The organism is Amycolatopsis sp. lyj-90 (assembly GCF_046549035.1).
Lineage (GTDB): Bacteria > Actinomycetota > Actinomycetes > Mycobacteriales > Pseudonocardiaceae > Amycolatopsis.
The window spans coordinates 675,098-696,560 of sequence record NZ_JAJPWP010000002.1 but is presented as its reverse complement, the minus strand read 5'-3'; the positions used below and the strand labels follow the sequence as shown (position 1 = coordinate 696,560).

The window sequence follows — 21,463 nt, the reverse complement described above, 5'->3', positions numbered from 1 at the left end:
GGCGGAAGCGGGGTATGGCTCGGCGACAGTGCCAACAGGACAGGCGGTGAAGCCATGGCCATGACTGGATCGGCCGCTGAAGCCAGCACGATCGCCATTCGAGTCGACGGGATCCCGCGTCGGCTGACCGTCGATCCCCGTCGTACCTTGCTGGACCTGCTGCGTGACCAACTCGATCTGTACAGCGTGAAAAAGGGGTGCGACCACGGCCAATGCGGAGCCTGCACGGTCCTGGTCGGTGGCCGTCGGGTGCTGGCCTGCCTGGTGCTCGCCGTGACCTGCGACGGGGCGGACGTCACCACGGCCGCCGGCCTGGCCGACCAGGACAAGGGGGAGCTGCATCCTTTGCAGGAGGCGTTCCTCGACTGTGACGCCTACCAGTGTGGCTACTGCACGCCTGGTCAGATCTGCTCGGCGGCGGGGTTGTTGACGGAGTTCCGCGATGGCTCGCCCAGCCACGTCACCTCACCCGTGGCCGCGACTCCACAGTGGACGGAAGCGGAGGTCGCCGAACGGATGAGCGGCAACCTTTGCCGCTGCGGCGCCTACGCCGGCATCGTCGCGGCCATCCACCGGGCGGGGGAGGGCGGATGAGGCCGTTCACCTTCGCCAGCCCGGCCACCCCCGCGGACGCTGTGCGAGCCGTGGCTGACGAACCATCGGCCGTCTTCCTCGGTGGCGGGACCAACCTGGTCGACCACCTGAAACTCGGGATCGTGCGCCCGGCCCGTGTCATCGACATCACCGGAGCGACCCCTGCCGAGATCCGTGAGGTCGCCGACGGGACCCTGGTGATCGGAGCCGGTGTACGCAACAGCGACCTGGCTGCCGACCGCCGCGTCCTGGAGAGGTACCCCGTCCTGGCCGAAGCGCTGCTGTCGGGCGCGTCGCCGCAGCTGCGGAACATGGCGACCGTCGGCGGCAATCCGCTGCAGCGGACCCGATGTGTGTATTTCCAGGACGTCACGACACCGTGCAACAAGAGGTCGCCTGGATCCGGCTGCTCCGCGCTCGGTGGCTCTACGCGTCACCACGCGATCCTCGGCGCGTCCGAGGGATGCGCCGCGACGCATCCTTCGGACATGGCAGTCGCGCTGTCGGTACTCGATGCACAGGTTCGAGTGCTCGGCCCGTCGGGTGAGCGAATCGTCCCGTTCGGCGAGCTGCACCGGCTGCCGGGCGACCACCCGGAGCGCGACACCGTGCTGGAGCACGGGGAGCTCATCACCGAAATCAGCCTGCCCGCGCCGTCGACCCGCCGGTCCGCCTACCGCAAGGTCCGGGACCGGGCCTCCTACGCGTTCGCGCTCGTGTCCGTCGCCGTCGCCGTGTCCATGTCGGAGGGGAAGATCGGGGACGTCCGCGTCGCTTTCGGGGGAGTGGCGCACAAACCCTGGCGTGCGCTGCGCGCCGAAGAGGTTCTCCGCGGCGCGCGGCCCGATGACGATCTCTTCCGGGCCGCCGCCGAAGCCGAACTCGCCGAAGCTCGACCGCTGGAGGGCCTCGACGGGGGCAACGCGTTCAAGATCCCGCTCGCCACGCGCACCCTGGCCGCGGTACTGCGCGAGCTGACAGCCGCGGAAGGGGAACGATGACCGGGTTGCTGGAACCACACGCGATCGGCCAGGGACGCACCCGCGACGACGGACCGAAGAAGGTCACCGGGACAGCGCCGTATGCCTACGAAGCCTCCGTCGAGCGGCCGGTGTACTGCCAGCTGATCCAAGCCGGCATCGCTCGCGGCAGGTGTACTCGGTTCATCACCGGCGCGGCGGAGGAACTCGAAGGCGTGGTGAAGGTGATCACGCCCTCGACCGCTGAGCGGCTCGCGTCCACCGAGGACGCCGAACTGGCGGTGCTGCAGAACCGCGAGGTCGCGTTCCGTGGCCAGGTGATCGGCCTGGTACTGGCCGAGACGCCCGAGATCGCGCGGCACGCCTCGGAACTGGTGGAGGTGGAGTACGACACCGAGCCGCACGACGCCCGGCTCGCGGCGGACCGGCCCGATCTGCGCAAGCCGGACACCGTCAACGGCGATTTCCCGACCGACACCTCGGAAGGTGAGGTCGAGAAGGCGTTCGACGAAGCCGCGGTGACCGTGGCCGAGACCTACACGACGGCGATGTACCACAACAACCCCCTCGAGCCGCACGCCACGACAGCGTTGTGGGATGACGAAACGCTGACCCTGTGGGACTCGACCCAAGGCGTTCATCCGGTGCGGTCCACGATCGCGGAGGTGTTCGGCCTGGTCACCGAGCAAGTCCGGGTGATCTGCCCTTTCGTGGGCGGCGGCTTCGGCTCGAAAGGGAACCCGCACGCCAACGTGGTCCTCGCGGCACTCGCCGCCCGCGCCCTGCCCGGCAGGCCGGTCAAACTGGCGTTGACCCGGCAGCAGATGTTCAGCCTCACCGGCTATCGCACGCCCACGATCCAGCGCATCCGGCTCGGAGCCGACCCCGACGGCAGGCTGCGTGCCCTGCGGGTGGACGTCGTCGAACAGACCTCACGGATCAAGGAGTACGCGGAGCAGACCGCCGCGCCCACCCGGATGATGTACGCCGTTCCGAACCGGGTGACCACCCACCGCCTGGCCGCGCTCGACGTACCGGTGCCGTCGTGGATGCGCGCGCCGGGTGAATGCCCCGGGATGTTCGGTTCCGAGGTGGCCATGGACGAGCTCGCCGTCGCGCTCGGACTCGACCCCATCGAGTTGCGCGTCCTCAACGAACCGGAGCGCGACCCCGAGACCGGCAACCCGTTCTCCAGCCGTCACCTCGTCGAGTGCCTGCGAACGGGCGCGGAACGCTTCGGGTGGGCGGGTCGCGATCCCCGTCCAGGCAGCCGGCGCGACGGACCATGGCTGACCGGCACCGGAGTCGCCGCGTCGGTGTACCCGGCGAAGCGGATGCCCGGCTCCACGGCGGTCATCCGCTTCGAACACGGCCGGTACACCGCGGAAATCGGTGCCGCCGACCTGGGAACGGGGGCGTGGACCATCCTGCCGCAGATCACCGCCGACGCGCTGGATGTACCCACGAGCGCGGTAGATATCCGCATCGGCGACACGCTTTACCCGCCCGCCACCGTGGCGGGCGGCTCCACCGGAACCGCGTCCTGGGGCTCGACCCTGGTCGCGGCGGCGCGGGCATTCCGCGACAAGTACGGCGCCGAGCCGGCAGAGGGCGACGAGATCAGCGCCGACACCCCGGACAACCCGGCCGAGAACGACTACGCGATGTATGCGTTCGGCGCACAGTTCGCCGAGGTCCGAGTCGACGTCGACACCGGCGAGGTACGGGTGTCGCGACTGCACGGCACCTTCGACGTCGGACGCGTCATCAACCCGATCACCGCGCGATCGCAGCTGCTCGGCGGCATGATCATGGGCCTGTCGATGGCCCTGCACGAGAACAGCGTGCTGGACCCCCGCTTCGGGCACGTCGTCAACCACGATCTCGCCGAATACCACATCGCGACCAACGCGGACGTCGAAGATCTGCGCGCCGAGTGGCTGGACGAGATCGATCCACACGTAAACCCCATGGGCAGCAAGGGAATCGGTGAAATCGGCATCGTCGGCACGGCGGCGGCCATCGCCAACGCCGTGCACCACGCCACCGGGGTCCGGGTTCGCGAACTGCCGATCACCCTCGACAAACTGCTGCCCGGCCTGTCGGAAGTGTGCGCGGTGCAGATCGGGGGTAGTCAGCCTGTGATCCATCCGGCGCCCGGCCGGGTCATACGAAAGGGAACCGACGTGAGCCTGAACGACGACGACATTTCCACCACATCGGACAAGGACAAGGAAGGTCCGGCCGACTCCGGCGCCGGCCAGGGGACTCCTGGTGAGCACGACGGCGGAGCCGACGGCGGTGCCGAAGGCCCGGCCGACTCCGGCGCCGGGCAGGGCACTCCCGGCCAGCACGACGGCGGAGCCGACGGCGGCGCGGACAGTGGCGCGAGCTGACCTGAGCGAGCCGTCCACCGGTACCGCGGAAGTCCCGGTACCGGTGGACGGCCGTATTTCTCCGAAGAGCCCCCTGACACGGCTGGTCGGATCCGACGTCGAAGAGTTCTCCACTCGGCATTGGGGCCGGAAGCCGTTGTTGCGGCGGACCGGCGACCGCTTCGAGGATCTGCTCGACTTGGACGGCGTCGATGAAATGCTGTCCCGCCGTGGATTGCGTACGCCGTTCCTGCGCATGGCCCGGAACGGATCGGTGATCGATTCTCGTTCGTTCACCGGTGGCGGTGGTGCCGGCGCCGAGATCGGCGATCAGGTTGTCGACGACCGGGTCGCCGCCCTTTTCGCCGAAGGCGGCACCATCGTGCTGCAAGCCCTGCACCGCATGTGGCCGGGCATCATCGACTTCACCACGGGCCTGACCGACGAGCTCGGGCACCCGGCGCAGGTCAACGCGTACATCACTCCGCCGTCTTCGCAGGGATTTTCCGCGCATTACGACGTGCACGACGTCTTCGTCCTTCAGTTCGCCGGTCGCAAGCACTGGAAGGTGCACGCGCCCGTTCACCCGGCGCCACTGCGCGACCAGCAGTGGCACGAGCACGCCGATGCTGTCGCGGCGCGGGCTCGTGACGATGCTCCGGTCATCGACGAAGTCCTCGAGCCCGGTGACGTGATGTACCTCCCCCGCGGCTGGCTGCATTCCGCGACCGCTCTCGGCGATGTTTCCGCGCATCTGACCATCGGCGTCCACGTCGTCACCAAATTCGCTCTGGTGGAAGCGCTCACCGCCCTCGTCGGCGCCGACGACCGGTTGCGTACCTCCCTGCCTTTGGGGATCGACATCGCTGATCCAGGGGTGCTGGACGATCATCTCGAGTCAGTCCGGGACGACCTGATCACCGCGCTGAAAGCCGTGCCGGCCGAAGACATCGCCCGATACGTCCGTGACAGGGCGTGGAAAGGGAATCGGCCGGAGCCACTGGCTCCGGTCGCGGCCGCCACCTTCGCGCTGAACCTCGTCGACGGCGACTCCGTGCGACGCCGGGACGGTCTGCGTTTCCGGGTTCGGGACGCGAGGAACGGCCGTGTCGTCATCGAACTCCCGGATCGGCACATCTCGCTTCCTGATTCCACCGCGACCGCCCTGTCGGCGTTGCTGGACGGAAATACGTGGCGAGTCGGGGAGGTTCCGGGGATGGATCGAACCGATCAGCTCGTGCTCGTCCGGCGCCTGCTCCGGGAAGGCGTGCTGATGGCCGCGGGCGCATGACCGCGATACCGGTGGAGCGAGGTCTTTGCGCGGACTTGGCCGATGCCGCGGGGGATCCCGGAGAAGGTACGGCTCCACCCGCGGAGCACTGGCTGCTCATCGAGCATCCTGGCCCATGGGGGCGGCTCGCGCTCAAGGAGTCCGGTCTCGACCCGGCGGCGGTGGCTTCGTTGACCACTTGGGCGGCGCGTGTCAACGGCCGGATCGCTTTGGTGCGCAAGGTCGGCCGCCGTGCCCCCGTGCTGAAGCGGCCTTCACGATGGTTCCGGATCGACGCACGCCCTGGACACGAAGAGATCCGCGCCGGGGAATTCGCGGACGCCACGGAACTTTCCCGCGTCGCTTCCGCACAGGGGCACGTGGTGTCAGGGCCGCTCGCGCTCATCTGCGTTCACGGCAGGCACGACACGTGTTGCGCGATCCGCGGCCGATCACTCGCCGCCGCGGTGGCCGAGGAATTCCCTGAAGCCACTTGGGAATGCAGCCATGTCGGAGGCTGCCGCTTCGCTCCAGCGATGGTCTTGCTACCGCATGGGTTCACCTTCGGCGGCCTGCGGCCGGACGGAGCGAACAGCATCGTCCACCGGTATCTGCGCGGCACGCTCGACACCGAGTTCCTCCGCGGCCGGTCCTCGTTCGAGCCCATCGTTCAAGCTGCCCAGCATCACGCCCGCGCGGCTACCGGTGCCACCGGAATCGATGCGCTCCGCCTCGTGGAAGAGGTTCGTGAGAGCGGTTCCGATTGGCGGGTCGAGTTCGCCGATCCTCGTTGCACAGTGTACTTGCGCGAACGATATTTCCCGGTGGATCGCCCGCTCACCTGCGCTTCCGAGCCCGCGAAAAGGATCCGTGTCTTCGAGTTGCTGGAGGTCGTGAGTGGCGATTCGGGTTGTTGAGGGATAGGGACGGCGCAGCGCTCGACTCGCACCCAGGTCGATCTCCCCGATCACGACCACGTCGGTGCTCACCCGGTGATCGCGCTTACCGGGCACGGCAGGTCCTGAGGTAGCTGAGGAACGAGGCCTGCAGACCGGTCACGTGCGTTTCGCGCAGGACCGCGCTCGTGACGGCCGCGCCGCGAGCGGTCAGGCGGTGCAGGACGGTGGCCGCGTTCTTCGTGAGGTTCTGGTAGACGACGAGGTCCCCGAGGAGTTCTCGGTCGTTGATGGTCAGGTGAAGCTGGGCGGCGGGCAGGTTGTCGCCCATTTCTTCGAGCAGCGCGAAGACCCGGCTGTCTTCACTGACGACACCGGGGCTGCCCGCTCCGATGCTCTCGAAGAGCGGGCTGCCGGTAAGCCAGGCGTAGAGACCGAAAAGTCCGCCGTAGGAGTAGCCGAAGAGGCCGTGACCACTCGCGGCCGTGCCGTAATCGCGTTCGATCCGCGGGTGCAGTTCCGCGGTCAGGAAGTCCAGGAACACATCGGCGCGGGTGTCGCGCAGTTCGGCGAGGTAGGCGTCGGATTCCTCGCGCGTCCGCGCGCCCGCTTGAAATCCCGCCTCCACGGCCTCGACGAGTTCCTTGGCGATGGGCTCGCCGGGTGGCACGAGATCCTTGTTGCGCAGGCGATCCCAGTGCTGTGCGTCCTCGCCCGCGTAGCCGACGCTGACTTGGATGTAGGGCTGGATCTGTTGCAGGGGGTCCTTCTGCGTGATGATGAGCGGAGCCGTCTGACCCACGGCCCAGTTGCCGTCGAGCACGTACACGACAGGCGCTCGCGTCGTGGCGCGGTCGTAGTCCGGTGGCGTGGTGACCCAGACGCCGTAGTCGCGCCCTCCGCTGGAACGCAGCTCGAAATAGTCGGTGTCGGCGAGGCAGCCCTGCCATATGGTGCTCATCGGAGGTCCTTCACAACTCGGCCGGCCTTGAGAACGAGGACGGCATTGGCGGGATCAGCGAACAGCCCCGGGTCTTCCACCGGGTTGCCGTTCCACAACACGAGGTCGGCCTGCGCGCCGGGAGCGATGACCCCGACCTGGCCGGACAGGCCGAGGATCTCGGCGTTGGTCTTGGTGGCCGCGACGAGAGCTTCCATCGGCGTCTCGAGCTCGGCGCGCAACCTGAGCTCTTCGCCCCGGCGGTCCTGGGCCGGGCCGATGAGATCCGAACCCAGCCCGATCCGCACCCCCGCCTCCTTGGCGACGGCGAGCGCTTCGACCATCCGCTCACGAACACCCAGCACCCGATCGCGGGTCGACTCGCCGAGGCCCGCTCCGGCGGTGTCGTGCAGCAGTTGCTCGACGACGGCGAACGTGGGCACGAGGGCGACCTCGCGAGTGGCCATCAGGGTGGCCGTGGACTCGTCGAGGTCGGTGCCGTGCTCGACACAGCGCGCCCCGGCCTCGACCGCGTTCCGGATGCCGTCGTTGTTGTGGGCGTGAACCGTCACGTAGGTGCCCCGCGCCGTGGCTTCCTGAACGGCGACGGCGATCTCCTCGACGGTGAACTGGGTGTCGGTCAGCCGGTCGTGCGCGCCGACCACTCCGCCGGTCACGCAGAGCTTCAGGAAGGTGGCTCCGCGGCGGAAGGCCTCGCGCACGTTGTGCCGCAGCTCGTCCGCGTTGCCCGACATCATCGACAGGGCGCACAGACCCGGGACGTGATGGCTGCTCCACAGCTCGGTGGGCTCCCAGTCGGCTCCGTAGTAGCCGTGCCCACCGATCTGGCACTGGACAGGTCCGCACGACAGGACGCGCGGCCCCCTGACCTTGCCCTTCGCGATCGTCGTGACGAGGCCGCCGTCGACCCCGCCGGTGTCGCGAACGGTGGTGAAGCCGGCATCGAGCGTCGCGCCGGCCGTGGCGAAGATGTCCGCCGCGATCTCGGCGGCGCTGATCCCGAACGAGAACTGCGGTCCGATCGGGCTCGACAAGCCCAAGTGGACGTGAGCGTCGATCAGGCCGGGCGTCATCGTCAGCCCGGCGGCGTCAAGGCGCTCGCCGCGTGCGCCGGAGGCCCCGACCTGGGTGATACATCCGTCTTCGATGCTGACGCCGACGTCGACCGGGTCGCGACCTGATCCGTCGACGACCGTCGCGCCGATCACCTGAACACGTCCCACGAGGCGTTCCCTCCACCGTTGCGAGCCGGCTGCGACCATGTGTGACGCACCACGGCACCGTCTTCTTTTCCAATGGATAAACTGCGGGAGTGATCTTGTCAAGCGTGGAACGCAAGGGCGACGCACGCGAGCGCCTCCTGGCTCGGCTTCTCGACGCCTTCGATGAGGCTCTTCCTTCACCGGAGGTGTCGCTCCGTGAGGTCGCCGCCCGGGCCGAGACCAGCCACGCCCTCCTGCGGTACCACTTCGGGTCGCTCTCGGGCGTCTTGGCCGCCATGCTCAAGGCGCAGCGATCTCGGGACAACGAGGCGCTTTTCGAGGCCGCCCGGAAGGGCACCTTCGACGACCTCGTCGTGGCGATCTGGCGGACCTACACCCGTCCGGAGCAGCTGTCGCGTGTCCGCGGCTTCTTCCACGTCGTAGGACTCGCCGCGTACAGCCCCGAGGACTTTCGTGAGTTCATCGACTCGCTCGACGACCTGACCAAGATGCTGGCCTCACTCGCGGAACGCGAAGGGGCCGGCGCCAAGGAAGCGCTGACCACGGCCACCGTCACCATCGCCGCGATTCGTGGCCTGCTACTCCAGGAGGTTCTGACGCCAGCGGCCCCCTCGGAGGACGCGGTCGCCTTGATCCTGCGCATGAGCAAGAGCTGATCCGTTCCACGCACCCCCCTTGGCTTGTAACTGCATAGTCGATCAATGGAGAATCCGAACTCTGCGGCGTGAGTAATTTATCGCCGAGTTATATCTGCTCGAAGTATCGAAACTTTTGATGAATCGACGATGCGTGATTCTGGTTGAGAACCTCTTTGCCGGATGTTAGCTTGATAGGTCCGCCCGGCAGCGGTGACGTGAGAGGAATCGACATGAAGGCGGTTCTGAGGTCGAGGTTCGGGCGGCTCGCGCTGGTCGCCATGCTGGCCGCCGCCGTGGTGAACACTCCGGGTGTTTCGGCGGCGAGAATCGACAACCCGCTCGCCCAAGATCTCGACACGATCCTCGGGGCGCCGCAGCTCGCCGGCTCGGATATCGGACTGGTCGTCCGGCGCGCGGACACCGGAGAGACGCTCTACACCCGGGCGGGCGACCGTCGCCGCCAGCCCGCGTCCAATGTCAAGCTTCTCACTCTGGCCGGGGCGCTGGAGGTGCTCGGGCCGGATCACCGGTTCACCACCTCGGTGAGCCATCGCGGCATCAGGGTGGGCGCGACACTCTCCGGTGATCTGTACCTGACCGGCGGCGGTGATCCGACCACGCTCGCGGCGGACTACGACCGGCTGGCGGCCGAGGTCGCGGCGAGCGGAATCCGCTTGGTGCGCGGGAAGCTGATCGCCGACGACGGTTTCTTCGACGGCGTCCGGCTCGGCACCGGCTGGGCCTGGGACGACGAGCCCTTCTACTACAGTGCGCAGACCTCCGGTCTGACCATCGCACCGGACACCGACTTCGATTCCGGCTCCGTCGTGGTGAAGGTCAGCCCCGGTGCCGAAGGTGCTTCAGCCCGTGTCGATGTGGTGCCACCGAACAGATACGTGCGCGTGGTCAACTCGGCGGTGACCGGTCGGGCTGGAGGTTCGCCCACCGTCACCGTCGACCGGGAGCACGGGGGGAACACGTTCACCGTGACCGGCTCCATTCCGTCGGGCGCCGCGCCTGTGTCGAGCTACCTCGCGGTGTGGGAGCCCACCGGTCTCGCCGCGTCGGTGTTCCTCGACGCGCTCGCGCGGCATGGGATCCGGGTCGCCGGTGGCCACAAGACCGGTGTCACGCCGCCGGGTACCCGCGAGCTGGCGCGTCGCGACTCGATGCCGCTTTCCGAGTTGGCGAAGCCGTTCGTCAAGCTGTCGAACAACATGCACGCCGAGGCGCTGGTGAAGGCGGCGGGCCGGAAGTCGGGCCGGACCGGATCCTGGAAGGATGGGCAGGCCGCGATCAGCGATGCTTTACGTGGTCTGGGATTGGATCCGGTCAGACTGTCCGTTGTGGACGGATCCGGTTTGTCCCGGATGGACCAGGTTTCACCGGAGCAGCTCAGCTCGCTGCTGATCGTCGCCGGAAACGAGCCTTGGGCCGCCCACTTCGCCGCCGCGTTGCCGGTGGCCGGGGCGGCGGACCGGCTCGTCGGCGGCACCCTGCGCAACCGCATGCGCGGGACCGTCGCCGAAGGCAAGGTGCGGGCCAAAACCGGCTCACTCACCGGAGTCAGCTCCTTGTCCGGTTATGTCACCGCGGCGGACGGCACCGAGCTCGTGTTCTCGATGATCGGCAACCAGCTTCTCGGCGTGAACGCGAAACAGGTGGAAGACGCCGTCGCGATCCGGCTCGCGCAGTACACCGCCGCGGGCACCGAGAGGTTCCCGTCCGTCCAGGACCTGTCCCGGGGGGACAACCCGGCGCGGGATCTGGAGTGCAGCTGGCTCAAGGCCTGTTGACCCCGTAAGTCAGCTCGATCTCGCTCGCCACGAGCGCAGCGCGAGGCGTCGTGCCGGGGGAGGTGCCGGGGCTTCCTCCGCTGCCCGGTTGCCGTACACCGCCTGCGCGACCGAGAGTTTCAGCTCGCGGCACCGTCTGAGGACATGGGGCGGGAACCCGGTACCGGTCGGCCGGTCCGGTGTCCCGCCGGCCTTGGCGTCGAACGGCGTCCAGCCCGAACCGAGGTCGATCAGGCTGCGGTGTTTGGGCGTGTAATACCCGCGCGACACGCTGACGGCGAGACCTGTCGCGCCTGCCGCCGCGGCGACCAGGTGCAGGTGGTAGCGGCTGGAGATCCAGGTCTGCCCGGACGACACCGGCAGGCCGTTGCGCCAGACGTCGCGGAACGGGTGGAACTCCGCACCGGCGAGTTCGTGTTCCAGCAACGCCGGGACGGCGCGGTCGATCCGCGGAATCCCTTCGACCACCGCGAGTTGCTCCGGGTGGACCTCCCACGACCGCAGCAGCCCCAGCACCTGGGCGGCCAGCACGGGCGGTTCGAAGTCGCCGATGTCGGACTGGACGCACAGCACGAATTCGCGCGCCTGCGTGGCGGGCGGCTGCTCGAACGGCTCCAGGAAGACGTCGTCACAGGTACGGACGACCCCGGTGAGCAGGTCGGCCGACGGATCGTCGCGGACGTCGACGACGTCGAAACGGTCGGCGAGCGACCGGAGAAGGTCGGTGGCAGCGGCCGGGAACGGAGTCAGCCCCTGCCCGGTCATGGCCGCGCGGGCCCCCGACCGCCGGGCGGCGGCCGCGGCGCCCGCGATCAGCCCGATGTGCCGCGGCCACAACGCGTTGAGGTAACCGCCGCCGATCAGGTGCACCACGTCGGTCCGGCCGAGCAGGTCGATTCCCGCGTCCCACCGCGGCGCGAGGCCGGGATCGTTCACCGCCGACTGCACCCAGCGCGCCACTTCCCACGGATCGTCCGACGGCGCCTCGCCGCACAGCCGCCACAGGGTGTCCGTGCAGCGGAGACGCGGGTGCAGCTCGTTCAGCAGCAGTTGCGTGGGTCCCGGCGAATGGGTGTCGAGCCAGACATCGGCTTCCGGCTCGGTCCGGGCCAGATAACGCAACCACGTCGCCGCGATCAGCTCGTCACCGAAGTTGGGAAAGCCGTTCGGGCCGATCAGATAATGGCAGCGCCGACGCGGGGCGTGGGCGGACGAAGCGAATCGCCCACCCACGCGTCCGCCGAAGGTCACTGGACGACGCTGATCTGCGTGTCCAACGCCTGATCGCCCTGTGCCTTCTCGTTGCCCGTCGCTTCGTTCTTGACGCGATCCTTGGCCACGCCCGCTCCTTCGAGGACGGCGGTGATCGCTTCCGCACGCTTTTCGGAGAGAGCCTTGGACTTTTCCGCGTCGGGGTAACCCGCGTGGGTGGCGACGGCGATCTTGACGTCGTTGCCCTGCAAGGCCTTGGCGATCTCGCCGAGTGCCGACTTGCTCTGCTCGGACAGCTCGGCGCTTTCCGTGGTGAAGGTGATCGGTGACTGCTGGATCGCCTGCTGGATCGCCGCTGTCACCTTCTGTGCCGCTTCTCCACCGGTCTGAGCGGCGTCCCCGGTGCCGGCTCCCGAGGAAGCCGGGGCTCCGTCGCCGGGCGACGGCGCGGTCGCCGCACTCGAAGCGGTTCCCTGCGTCCCGGATGTCCCGGCGGCACCGTTCTCACCCTCGGAGCCGCACGCGGTGACCAGGCCCGCCACGATCGCCACACCCGTCACTGTCCGGGCAATTGTCCTGCGCATGAAGTTTGAACTCCCTTTGGCTTTGCCTGCTTTTGCTGACGTCAGGGATCCGAACACGAAAGAGCACAAAGCGCCAACCGTGATCGAGTGTGACCAATGTCCGGCACGCGATTCCATGGTCCGGTGAAACCGTGCCGACCAGGAGAAAGGTGTCTTGACGTGCGCGAAGAGGACCCCTGACGTGGCTGCGCGAAGGCGGCAAGTCCACCCAATTGAGCTACCGGGCATTCTTGCCCGGCCGGGTGACGAGGTTATTCGTGAATATCAAATTCGGCGAGCGAAATGCGGGCGGGCGCTGTCGCCGGGAACAAGAACTTTTGTTCCTCCCGAGCATCGCCTGTCGTCACGAGGAAGCCCGTGCGATTCTCGATCGACACGGACCGGGCCTCCTGCGCCAGATGGCGATTCTGGTCAAGACCCCCGGCGACGGTTCCGTGTGCCGGCCGGGTTCTGGTGACTTCCCACCTTCACGAGCGTTTCGGCAAGACGTTCGCGGACTACGAAAGGAACGGAACGCGTGCCTGTGTACATCCTGCCGGACCTGCCCTACGACTATTCGGCTCTTGAACCCGCCATCTCGGCCCGGATCATGGAGCTGCACCACGACAAGCATCACGCGGCCTATGTGGACGGTGCCAACGCGGCGCTGGAGCAGCTTGAGGAGGCCCGGGCGCAGGCGGACTTCACGGCGGTGAACCTCCACGAGAAGAACCTCGCGTTCAACCTCGGCGGGCACACCAATCACTCGGTGTTCTGGGCGAATCTGTCGCCGTACGGGGGCGGCCGGGCCGAGGGCGACCTCCTGGCGGCGATCAAGGACCAGTTCGGCTCCTTCGAGTCTTTCCGGGACCACTTCTCGGCGACGGCGGCCGGTATTCAAGGTTCCGGCTGGGCCGTCCTCGGCTGGGACTCGATCGGGCGGCGGATGTCCGTCTTCCAGTTGTTCGATCAGCAGTCGAACGTGCCCGTCGGGATCGTGCCGCTGCTGTTGCTCGACATGTGGGAGCACGCGTTCTACCTCGACTACCTCAACGTCAAAGCGGACTACATCGAGGCGTTCTGGAACATCGTCGACTGGGCGGACGTCTCCGCTCGCTGGGAACGCGCGCTCATCGTCACCGCCGGTTTGATCCTCTAGACCTGATGACGCCGAACACCTGCGGGACGAACACCGCGATGCCTTCCTCCGGGCGAAATGGACGGCTCCCTTGAGCGGAGCCGATCAGCCGGTCCCGTTCGACGCACCGGTCCTGTCGGCGCGAAGCGGGGGAGGATCGGCCAGGAAACCGGCCGGTGGTGCGAAGAACAGGGCACCCGTGATCGCGGTGGACACTTCGAGGAGCCGGTCCGGTCGCTCGGACAGGAACATCCGGGACAGCATCCGCTCCATCACCTCCGGATCGGCGGCGTACCCGCAGAAGTAGGTGCCGTACTCGGCGCGGGCGATGGACCCGAACGGCATGTTGTCCCGCATGATCTTGTGCTCGGTCCCGTCGGGGTCTTCTATCGTGGTGAGCGCGACGTGGGAATCGACGGCCTTCTCCGCGTTTGGGATCTCGACGTCGTCGGCCAGATGCCTGCCCACCGCCCGGTCGCGCTCCTCCACGGGGTGCGCGGTCCACTTCGCCAGATCGTGCAGGTACTTCTGCACGATCAGGTAGGAGCCGCCGGCGAAGCCGGGGTCCTGCCCGGCGACGAGGGCGGCCACTTCGGCGTCACGGCCGCCCGGGTTCTCGGTGCCGTCGACGTAGCCGAGCAGATCCCGGCGATCGAAGTAGCGGAACCCGACCGTTTCGTCCTCCACCACGATCGCGGGGCCGAGCCGGGTCACCACCCGGCGCGCGAGTTCGAAGCACGGATACGGCCGCGTCGCCCTGATGTGCAGGAAGAGGTCTCCGGGGGTGGACGGCGCCTGGTGCCGGGGACCGGACAAGGCGCGGAACGGGTGCAACGAGGCAGGCCGCTCACCGCTGAAGAGCCGGTCCCACGCCGCGGCGCCGATGCCCAGCACACAGGTCAGATGCTCGTTCGGCAGCGGGAACGCGACCGACCGGATCATCCCCGCCAGATCCGGCAGCAGGTCGTGTACGGCCGGCTCTCCCCCTGTCCTCATGGTCAGGGTCAGGAACATCGCGCTTTCGGTCAACGGCGCGAGAACGGGCTGGGCGAGGCATTCCAGCTCGGTCACAACAGTCCCGCGTCTTCTGGTGTCACTTCGCAGGTGCGTTCACGCTGTGTGGAGTCGGAGACCCGGACCACCGTGCCGGTTCCACAGCCGCGCCAGGCGGCCGCGACGCCTTGCGGCAGTTCGTGTTCGGTCCCGATCGGGCCACTGGACGCGGTCTCGGCCAGTCCGATGTGGAAGGTCCGGATGTCACCGATGCTTTCCCCGTCGACCTTCGTCACCTCGTACGCGAAGATCGCGACGCGCTGGCCGACAGCGGGAAAGTCGGGAGGCCAAGGGTTGTCGAACAACCCGCCCTGCGGGGTGCCGATGGTCTTGGCGGTGATCGTGTTCTTCTCGTTCATGACACTTCCCGGGTTTAGAGGAAAAGGTTCGAGGCAAACCGGACTTCAGCGTTCGTTGAGTAACATCGCGCCGAGATGGCGCGGCGAGCTCAGGCTCAGTGCCTGGAGGGCGGTCACCAGTTCGGCCACCTCCCGTGGTTCGGACAACGACCGGTCGGTCAGTTCGTGGATCCGGCGCAGCCGGTACCGGACGGTGTTGGCATGGCAGTGCAGAACCTGCGCCGCCCGTTCGGACGAGCCACTGACGGAGAAGTAGGTCTCCAGCGTCTCGAGCAGCACATCGCGCTCCTCCGCGGGGAGGTCGAGCACCGCACCGAAGACCTCGTCCGCGAGCCGTTGTCCCTCGTCCGGGTCGAAGGCGACGAGCGCGGCGAGCGGACTGGTTCCGAACGCGCGGGCCTCACGCCTGCCCGGCCGGATACCGGCGAGGGCCGCACGCGCGAGATGGAGCGCGCGAGGCGTGTCGGTCAGCGACCGGTACGGCGGGCTGACGCCGGTCCGGCCCTTGGTCACGTTCCTCAGCAGTGCCAGCATCTCGTCGTACTGCTCCGCGCGCAGTGACACGACGCCTGCCTGCTGAGTCGGCGTCTGGTGCCATGCCGAGACGATGCCGAGCCGCGCCAGGCGCTGTTCGACGCCGGCCAGGCCCTCCCCGTCCGGACTCGGTGTTTCCGCGGCGACCACCGCGAGTTCGCCGTCCAGCGAGAACCCCAGCAGGCGGCCCGCTTCCCACGGTCCCGCGCCGAAGGCACGCTGGTCGGTGAGCAGGGCTTCGGCCAGTGCGGAACGCCGCTGATGCAGGGAGGTGACCAACTCGGCACTCGCCGCTCGATGGGCCTCGGTGATCCGGACCGCGTGGCCGTCGGCGATCTGCCACAGCAGGCTCGCGACGCGGACCAGTTCGTCCGCGGTCTCGTCCGGCGCGAACGTGCGGGCGTACCGCACGAGCAGGTCCCACAGCATCCCGCAGGCGATCCGGTGGACCCGCAGCACTTCCGGCAGCGGCACGCCTTGACGCGCTTGACGGGCGCCGGTCTCCTCCAGGATGTGCTGATCCGGGTCCCCGCCCCTGGCCAGCGCGTCGACCATGGAACGCAGATTCACCGCGATCGACCGGTGCAGGTCGGCGCGCGGGAAGATCTTCTCGTCGCGACACAGGTCGATGCGCTCGCAGACGGTCGCGTACACGTCGTCGACGAGACGCGGCAGCCGCGATCCGGCCCACTCCACCAAGGCGGCAAGGGTGATCGACGAAATCCGATCGGTGCTTTTCCCGAGGTCCGGATTCCGGCCGGTCATGGTGAGCTCGCCGGTGGCGAGACCGGGCCGGGTCACGGCGCCGAACGGCATCCGGACGCCGGGTGGCGAACCGCGAGAACCGAATTCATGGTGCCGAGCCAATGCCAACCGCTTTCGCCATGGGGAACTACCTCCAGTGGATTGATCGGCTTTCTCGATGTGTTCAGTGGCAATGCCGATGATTTCCGGTCGCGACACCGACGAGTTGGCGAGCTTCTTTCAGCCGGGTCGTCATATACTGACGTAATGTCCGACAAATCGCCACGCGAAGAGAAAATCGAGAAAGAAGAAGAGCGGAGCGAAGAAGAGAAACAGCGTCTTGAAGAGGAAGAGGAACGACGTCTCCGCTGACACGGAGGACGAGACCGGGATGACGGCTGCTACGCCCTGGTCCGCACGGCCTCGATGAGGGCGTCGGCGGCCAGTCGGCCGAGGTCGTTCGAGGCGAGCGGGCTGTCGCCGGTGAGCAGATTGCGGTCCCGGTGGGTCATCCCGGTCATGGTGTCGTTGAGGATCGTCAGACCCTGCTTGCCCAGCAGATCGGCCACGAGCCATCGCAGGTGGCCCGGCAGGTAGCCGATGTCGATGTTCGGGCCCTCGTCGAGGGCGTCGGGGAACACGCAGACCGAGTAGCCCTTGAACGGCGACTCGGTCTTGCCCAGCGCGGCGGCCAGCAACGCGGCCGGGCCGTGGCACAACGTGATGATGAACCTGTCTTCCGACAGCGCCCAGTCCAGTGTCTTTTCCACTGCTTCGCTCGTCGGCAGGCCGACGACGGCCCCGTGCCCGCCGGGGATGAACACGGCGAGGTAGTCCGAATCGGCCCCGAGATCTCGGGCGACGACCTCGGTGAGGTGCTTGGGTTGCTTCAGCTTGGGTTTCAGCGCTTCGTAGGTGCCCAGCACGGCCTCGTCCTCGTTCGGCATGGCCCACAATTCGAGTTTGACCGGGTTGCCGCCGAGGGTCGCGACATCGACCTCGAAACCGGCCTCGACGAGATGATGCAACGGAAGCAGCATCTCGACCGGATGGTTGCCGCTGGAGAAGAATTTGCCGTTGTCCAGCAGGACGTAGCGTTCCTCGGTGGCGATCACGAGGATCTTCCACTTGCCGCCGGTGTATTCCCCCTTGTGCCGCACCCCGTCGAAGTCGGTTCTCGACGCCGTGTACTGGCTCAGTGAATACGGTGACGGGAAGAAGGCGTTGTCCTCGGCTTCGTCCGGCTGGGGTTTCCTGGACACGTCGGCTGGATCGGACGGCATCCCGTGCACCTGCTTTCGTTGTCGTCTCTCGAAGTTCATCGCCGGAGGCGGCACCGTCGCCGTGCCTGCCACGCGCTCACCGTAACCACGATTCATACGTTCTACAACTCACTGTCGAATGAGGGAATCGGCGTCGGGTGAGGGGGGATCGGCCGAATCGATCGAGGTTCACGATTATTGGATGAGAATCGGCTATCGCTTCCGGTTTCGGACTCGGTTCCTTCCGCCGGCCGGCCTCGCGTGAAGGCGACATCGATCGCCTCGTCGTCGAGGGTGATGCCGATCGAAACGAATGCGGGAGTTCCGTCGCGGCCGACCGGTGGAGCCCGCGGTGGTCAAACCGGCGACGGTCCTCCGATTGCGGGAAACGCCCGGACCGCACGCCTGCCCGGCCGGAGCCCGGCGAGGGCGGTTCGTGCCAGGTGCAGGGCGTGCGGCGTTTCGGCCAGCGACCGGTAGAGCGGGCTGACACCGGTGCGGGCGACGGCCGCCTCGCGCAGGACGACGAGCATGGTGTCGTACTGGTCGTCCCGTAACGACACCACGCCCGCCTGCGTGGTCGGGGTGAGCTGCCATGCCGAGACGATCCGGGAGCCCGCGAGCCCGCGCTCGACGCCGACGAGGCTTTCCTCGGCCAGGGCGGTGGTCTCGGCCGCGACCACGACGAGTTTCCCGTCGAGCGGGAGACCGAGCAGCTTGCCCGTTTCCCCGGGGCCGGTGTCGAACACCCGCTGCCCGGTGAACAAGGCGTCGACCAGCGCCGAACGGCGCACCTGCCGGGCCACGAGCAGGTCGGCACTCGTGGCCCGGTACGCCTCGGTGAGCCGCAGCGCGTGATCGTCGGTGGCGCGCCACAGCAGGCCCGCCAGATCGACGAGGACGTCGACAGCGCCGGGGCGTGCGTGGTCCGCCAGGAGATCCCACAGCATGGTGCAGCCGATCCGATGGACCTGCAGAACCTCCGGCAGCGGCACCCCCTGGCGCGCGCGACGGCGGCCCGTCTCGTCCAGCACGGTGAGATCGCACGCCCCTTCGGTGCCGCCGAGTACCCCGACCAGGCAACCGAGGGTGTGCGCGAGGGAAGCGCGCAGATCGGCGGGAGGCACGACCCCTTCGTCGCGGTAGAGGCCGATGCGGGCGCGGACCGCGGCGTGCACGTCGTCGATCAACCGGGGCAGCCGCTCCTCGGCCCACGCCAGGAGTTCACCGGAATTCACGCCGGTGTCCCGGCCGACGCCCGGAAGGTGGTCCGGAGTTCGCCGTCGTCCAGCGAAACGAGGATCGCCCCGCCGTCGCCCGTTTCGCCCGCGAGCAAGGCCCTGCCGATACCGGTCTCGACCTCGCGGGCGATGAACCGGCGGAGCGGGCGGGCGCCGTAAACCGGGTCGTAGCCCTGTTCCGCGATGAACCGCCGGGCCTCTTCGGTGACCTCGAGAGTCATGCCCTGTTCGGCCAGCCGGACGCGCAGCCCGCCGAGCATCAGCTCGACGATCCGTTCGGTCTCGGGTTCCGTCAGGGGAGTGAACAGCACGATGTCGTCGACGCGGTTGAGGAACTCCGGCCGGAAATGCCCGCGCAGCTCGGCGAACACGGCCTCCCGGGCGGCAGGCTCGATGTCGCCGGCCGCGGTGACGCCGTCCACGAGGTACGGGGCGCCGATATTGGAGGTCATGATGATGACGGTGTTGCGGAAATCGACCGTCCTGCCCTGGGAATCGGTCATCCGGCCGTCGTCGAGGACCTGCAGCAGCGCGTTGAACACGTCGGCGTGCGCCTTCTCGATCTCGTCGAAGAGCACGACCGAATACGGCTTGCGGCGCACGGCCTCGGTGAGCTGACCGCCTTCCCCGTACCCGACGTACCCGGGCGGGGCGCCGACCAGCCGCGAGACGGTGTGCCGCTCCTGGTACTCGCTCATGTCGATGCGGACGATGTTGTCTTCGGTGTCGAACAGGCTGGCCGCCAGCGCCTTCGCCAGTTCGGTCTTGCCGACACCGGTGGGACCGAGGAAGAGGAACGAACCGACGGGCCGCCGGGGATCGTTGATCCGCGAGCGGGCGCGGATCATCGCGTCCGCCACCAGCCGGACGGCCTCGTCCTGGCCGATCACGCGTTCGTGGAGCAGATCGTCGAGCCGCAGCAGCTTCTCGCGTTCGCCTTCCTGGAGCCGTCGCACCGGGATGCCGGTCCAGCGGGCGACGACGGCGGCGATCTCGTCCTCAGTGACGACCTCGCGCAGCAACCGGTCGCCGCCCTGACGGCTCGCGAGCCGTTCCTCCTCACCCGCCAGCCGTCGCTCCAGCTCCGGCAGCCTGCCGTGCCGCAGTTCGGCGGCCCGGTCGAGGTCGTAGTCGCGTTCGGCGGTTTCGGAGTCGCGGCGGACCTGCTCGATCTCGCCGCGCAGGTGCTGCACTTTCTGGAGTGCGGCGCGTTCGGCTTCCCATCGGGTCCGCATCGCGCCGGTTTCGGAGCGCAGATCCGTCAGCTCCCGGGTCAAATCCGCCAGCCGAGCCTTGCTCGCCGGGTCGGTTTCCTTCGCCAGGGCGGCTTCCTCGATCTCCAGCCGGGTAAGGCGCCGGGAGAGCTCGTCCAGTTCGGCGGGCATGGAGTCGATTTCGGTGCGGAGCATGGCGCACGCCTCGTCCACGAGATCGATGGCCTTGTCGGGCAGGAACCGGTCGGTGATGTACCGGCGGCTCAGCACGACCGCGGCGACCAGCGCCCCGTCCTGGATCGTCACGCCGTGGAACACTTCGAGCCGTTCCCGCAGGCCGCGCAGGATCGAGATCGCGTCCTCGACCGAGGGTTCCTCGACCAGCACTGGCTGGAAGCGGCGTTCGAGGGCGGCGTCGCTCTCGATGTGCTTGCGGTACTCGTCGAGGGTGGTCGCGCCGATCAGATGCAGCTCGCCCCGGGCGAGCATCGGCTTCAGCATGTTCCCGGCGTCCATCGAGGACTCGTCGGAAGCCCCGGCCCCGGCGACGGTGTGGAGTTCGTCGATGAAGAGCAGGATCCGCCCTTCCGCGGCTTTGACCTCGTTCAGGACGGCTTTGAGGCGTTCCTCGAACTCGCCGCGGTACTTGGCCCCGGCGACCAGCGCGCCCATGTCGAGCGCGAAGACGGTCTTGCCCTTCAAGCCTTCGGGGACGTCGCCGCGGGTGATGCGCTGGGCGAGCCCCTCGGCGATCGCGGTCTTGCCGACCCCCGGCTCCCCGATGAGCACGGGGTTGTTCTTGGTCTTGCGGGACAGGATCTGCACCACTCGCCGGATTTCGGCGTCGCGGCCGATCACCGGGTCGAGGGTGCCCGCCGCGGCGTCGGCGACCAGATCGCGGCCGTACTTTTCCAGCGCCTCGTAGGTGACTTCGGGCATGGCCGAGGTCACGCGCTGGTTCCCCCGGACCGTGGTCAGCGCCTGGAGGAACTTGTCGCGGGTGAGGTGCTGGGCGCCGAGCAGCCGTCCGGCCGCGCTGCCCGCCCCCTCGGCGAGCAGCGCGGTCATCAGGTGCTCGACGGAGACGTAGTCGTCCTTGAGCCGGACGGCTTCCCGGTCCGCCGCGTCGAGCAGCCGGGACAGTCGTTGCGTGACGAAGGCCTGCCCTGGCGCGGCGCCGGGGCCGCTGCTCTTCGGTCGCCGGGAAAGTTCCGTCTCCAGCGCGGTCCGGAGCCGATCGGGATCGGCTCCGGCCTGGGTCAGCAGCCGCGGTGCGAGCCCGTCGGCCTGGTCGAGCAGGGCCAGCAGGAGATGTTCGCCGTCGACTTCGGGATGCCCGTGGCGGAGCGCCTTCGTCTGCGCGTCGTGCAGCGCTTCCTGGGATTTCTGCGTGAGCCGTTGCGGGTCCAT

Annotated in this window: 18 protein-coding genes; 8 read left to right on the top strand and 10 right to left on the bottom strand. The window is 68.1% G+C overall.

The genetic code is table 11. The features are described 5' to 3' along the window. The first annotated feature begins 54 nt into the window (after positions 1–54). Genes ACLJPX_RS08945 through ACLJPX_RS08925 form a run of 5 tightly spaced genes read left to right on the top strand, consistent with a single transcriptional unit; the run spans position 55 to position 6,136 of the window. Positions 55–594 (top strand): 2Fe-2S iron-sulfur cluster-binding protein, encoded by a 540-nt coding sequence (locus tag ACLJPX_RS08945; RefSeq protein ID WP_410599633.1) that lies wholly within the window; start codon positions 55–57, stop codon positions 592–594. Beyond that, positions 591–1,595 carry an FAD binding domain-containing protein gene (locus tag ACLJPX_RS08940; RefSeq protein ID WP_410599632.1) on the top strand — a complete coding sequence of 335 codons (1,005 nt, stop codon included), beginning with the start codon at positions 591–593 and terminating at the stop codon, positions 1,593–1,595. Before ACLJPX_RS08945 ends, ACLJPX_RS08940 begins: the two co-directional genes overlap by 4 nt. Continuing rightward, a complete protein-coding gene (locus tag ACLJPX_RS08935; protein WP_410599631.1) occupies positions 1,592–3,970 on the top strand; it encodes a xanthine dehydrogenase family protein molybdopterin-binding subunit in 2,379 nt (792 codons plus the stop codon). Before ACLJPX_RS08940 ends, ACLJPX_RS08935 begins: the two co-directional genes overlap by 4 nt. Next, positions 3,876–5,240 carry a cupin domain-containing protein gene (locus ACLJPX_RS08930; protein ID WP_410600028.1) on the top strand — a complete coding sequence of 455 codons (1,365 nt, stop codon included), beginning with the start codon at positions 3,876–3,878 and terminating at the stop codon, positions 5,238–5,240. The genes ACLJPX_RS08935 and ACLJPX_RS08930 overlap by 95 nt, the downstream gene beginning before the upstream one ends. Continuing rightward, positions 5,237–6,136, top strand: a complete 900-nt coding sequence (locus ACLJPX_RS08925) for a sucrase ferredoxin (protein ID WP_410599630.1) — start codon at positions 5,237–5,239, stop codon at positions 6,134–6,136. Before ACLJPX_RS08930 ends, ACLJPX_RS08925 begins: the two co-directional genes overlap by 4 nt. An 85-nt stretch (positions 6,137–6,221) precedes the next feature. Here ACLJPX_RS08925 and ACLJPX_RS08920 read toward each other — a convergent pair whose 3' ends face one another. Both ACLJPX_RS08920 and ACLJPX_RS08915 read right to left on the bottom strand, forming a co-directional pair. After that, complete coding sequence (locus tag ACLJPX_RS08920; protein ID WP_410599629.1) at positions 6,222–7,076, bottom strand: alpha/beta hydrolase; 855 nt, start codon at positions 7,074–7,076, stop codon at positions 6,222–6,224. Then, positions 7,073–8,299, bottom strand: coding sequence for an amidohydrolase family protein (locus ACLJPX_RS08915; RefSeq protein ID WP_410599628.1), 1,227 nt, complete (start codon positions 8,297–8,299; stop codon positions 7,073–7,075). The genes ACLJPX_RS08920 and ACLJPX_RS08915 overlap by 4 nt, the downstream gene beginning before the upstream one ends. An 89-nt stretch (positions 8,300–8,388) precedes the next feature. Here ACLJPX_RS08915 and ACLJPX_RS08910 point away from each other — a divergent pair, with 89 nt between their 5' ends. Both ACLJPX_RS08910 and dacB read left to right on the top strand, forming a co-directional pair. After that, entirely contained in the window at positions 8,389–8,955 is a 567-nt protein-coding gene (locus ACLJPX_RS08910; protein ID WP_410599627.1) for a TetR/AcrR family transcriptional regulator, read from the top strand. A 212-nt stretch (positions 8,956–9,167) separates the two neighbouring features. Continuing rightward, entirely contained in the window at positions 9,168–10,733 is a 1,566-nt protein-coding gene (gene dacB, locus ACLJPX_RS08905) for a D-alanyl-D-alanine carboxypeptidase/D-alanyl-D-alanine-endopeptidase (protein ID WP_410599626.1), read from the top strand. Positions 10,734–10,742: 9 nt separating this feature from the next. Here the strand turns inward: dacB and ACLJPX_RS08900 are convergent, their stop codons facing one another. Beyond that, positions 10,743–11,984, bottom strand: a complete 1,242-nt coding sequence (locus ACLJPX_RS08900; RefSeq protein WP_410599625.1) for a polysaccharide pyruvyl transferase family protein — start codon at positions 11,982–11,984, stop codon at positions 10,743–10,745. Continuing rightward, complete coding sequence (locus tag ACLJPX_RS08895) at positions 11,981–12,496, bottom strand: OmpA family protein (protein WP_410599624.1); 516 nt, start codon at positions 12,494–12,496, stop codon at positions 11,981–11,983. Before ACLJPX_RS08895 ends, ACLJPX_RS08900 begins: the two co-directional genes overlap by 4 nt. Positions 12,497–13,046: 550 nt before the next feature. Here ACLJPX_RS08895 and ACLJPX_RS08890 point away from each other — a divergent pair. Continuing rightward, positions 13,047–13,667, top strand: coding sequence for a superoxide dismutase (locus ACLJPX_RS08890; protein ID WP_410599623.1), 621 nt, complete (start codon positions 13,047–13,049; stop codon positions 13,665–13,667). Between the two features lie 84 nt (positions 13,668–13,751). Here the strand turns inward: ACLJPX_RS08890 and ACLJPX_RS08885 are convergent, their stop codons facing one another. The 6 genes from ACLJPX_RS08885 to clpB all read right to left on the bottom strand — a co-directional run bounded on the left by ACLJPX_RS08885 (position 13,752) and on the right by clpB (position 21,463). Further along, positions 13,752–14,717 (bottom strand): Dyp-type peroxidase, encoded by a 966-nt coding sequence (locus ACLJPX_RS08885; RefSeq protein WP_410599622.1) that lies wholly within the window; start codon positions 14,715–14,717, stop codon positions 13,752–13,754. Next, positions 14,714–15,058, bottom strand: a complete 345-nt coding sequence (locus ACLJPX_RS08880; protein WP_410599621.1) for a hypothetical protein — start codon at positions 15,056–15,058, stop codon at positions 14,714–14,716. Before ACLJPX_RS08880 ends, ACLJPX_RS08885 begins: the two co-directional genes overlap by 4 nt. Before the next feature lie 45 nt (positions 15,059–15,103). Next, positions 15,104–16,408 carry a PucR family transcriptional regulator gene (locus ACLJPX_RS08875; RefSeq protein ID WP_410599620.1) on the bottom strand — a complete coding sequence of 435 codons (1,305 nt, stop codon included), beginning with the start codon at positions 16,406–16,408 and terminating at the stop codon, positions 15,104–15,106. Between the two features lie 329 nt (positions 16,409–16,737). Then, positions 16,738–17,691 carry a glyoxalase III HchA gene (hchA, locus tag ACLJPX_RS08870; RefSeq protein WP_410599619.1) on the bottom strand — a complete coding sequence of 318 codons (954 nt, stop codon included), beginning with the start codon at positions 17,689–17,691 and terminating at the stop codon, positions 16,738–16,740. 263 nt (positions 17,692–17,954) lie between these two features. Further along, positions 17,955–18,836, bottom strand: a complete 882-nt coding sequence (locus tag ACLJPX_RS08865) for a PucR family transcriptional regulator (RefSeq protein WP_410599618.1) — start codon at positions 18,834–18,836, stop codon at positions 17,955–17,957. Continuing rightward, positions 18,833–21,463 (bottom strand): ATP-dependent chaperone ClpB, encoded by a 2,631-nt coding sequence (gene clpB / locus ACLJPX_RS08860; protein ID WP_410600027.1) that lies wholly within the window; start codon positions 21,461–21,463, stop codon positions 18,833–18,835. The genes ACLJPX_RS08865 and clpB overlap by 4 nt, the downstream gene beginning before the upstream one ends.

Bases quoted from the DNA above. Each gene is read 5' to 3' on its own strand.
- clpB (WP_410600027.1), bottom strand. From the start codon at position 21,463: ATGGACCCGCAACGGCTCACGCAGAAATCCCAGGAAGCGCTGCACGAC.
- ACLJPX_RS08940 (WP_410599632.1), top strand. From the start codon at position 591: ATGAGGCCGTTCACCTTCGCCAGCCCGGCCACCCCCGCGGACGCTGTG.
- ACLJPX_RS08925 (WP_410599630.1), top strand. From the start codon at position 5,237: ATGACCGCGATACCGGTGGAGCGAGGTCTTTGCGCGGACTTGGCCGAT.
- ACLJPX_RS08920 (WP_410599629.1), bottom strand. From the start codon at position 7,076: ATGAGCACCATATGGCAGGGCTGCCTCGCCGACACCGACTATTTCGAG.
- ACLJPX_RS08875 (WP_410599620.1), bottom strand. From the start codon at position 16,408: ATGCCGTTCGGCGCCGTGACCCGGCCCGGTCTCGCCACCGGCGAGCTC.
- ACLJPX_RS08935 (WP_410599631.1), top strand. From the start codon at position 1,592: ATGACCGGGTTGCTGGAACCACACGCGATCGGCCAGGGACGCACCCGC.
- dacB (WP_410599626.1), top strand. From the start codon at position 9,168: ATGAAGGCGGTTCTGAGGTCGAGGTTCGGGCGGCTCGCGCTGGTCGCC.
- ACLJPX_RS08945 (WP_410599633.1), top strand. From the start codon at position 55: ATGGCCATGACTGGATCGGCCGCTGAAGCCAGCACGATCGCCATTCGA.
- ACLJPX_RS08880 (WP_410599621.1), bottom strand. From the start codon at position 15,058: ATGAACGAGAAGAACACGATCACCGCCAAGACCATCGGCACCCCGCAG.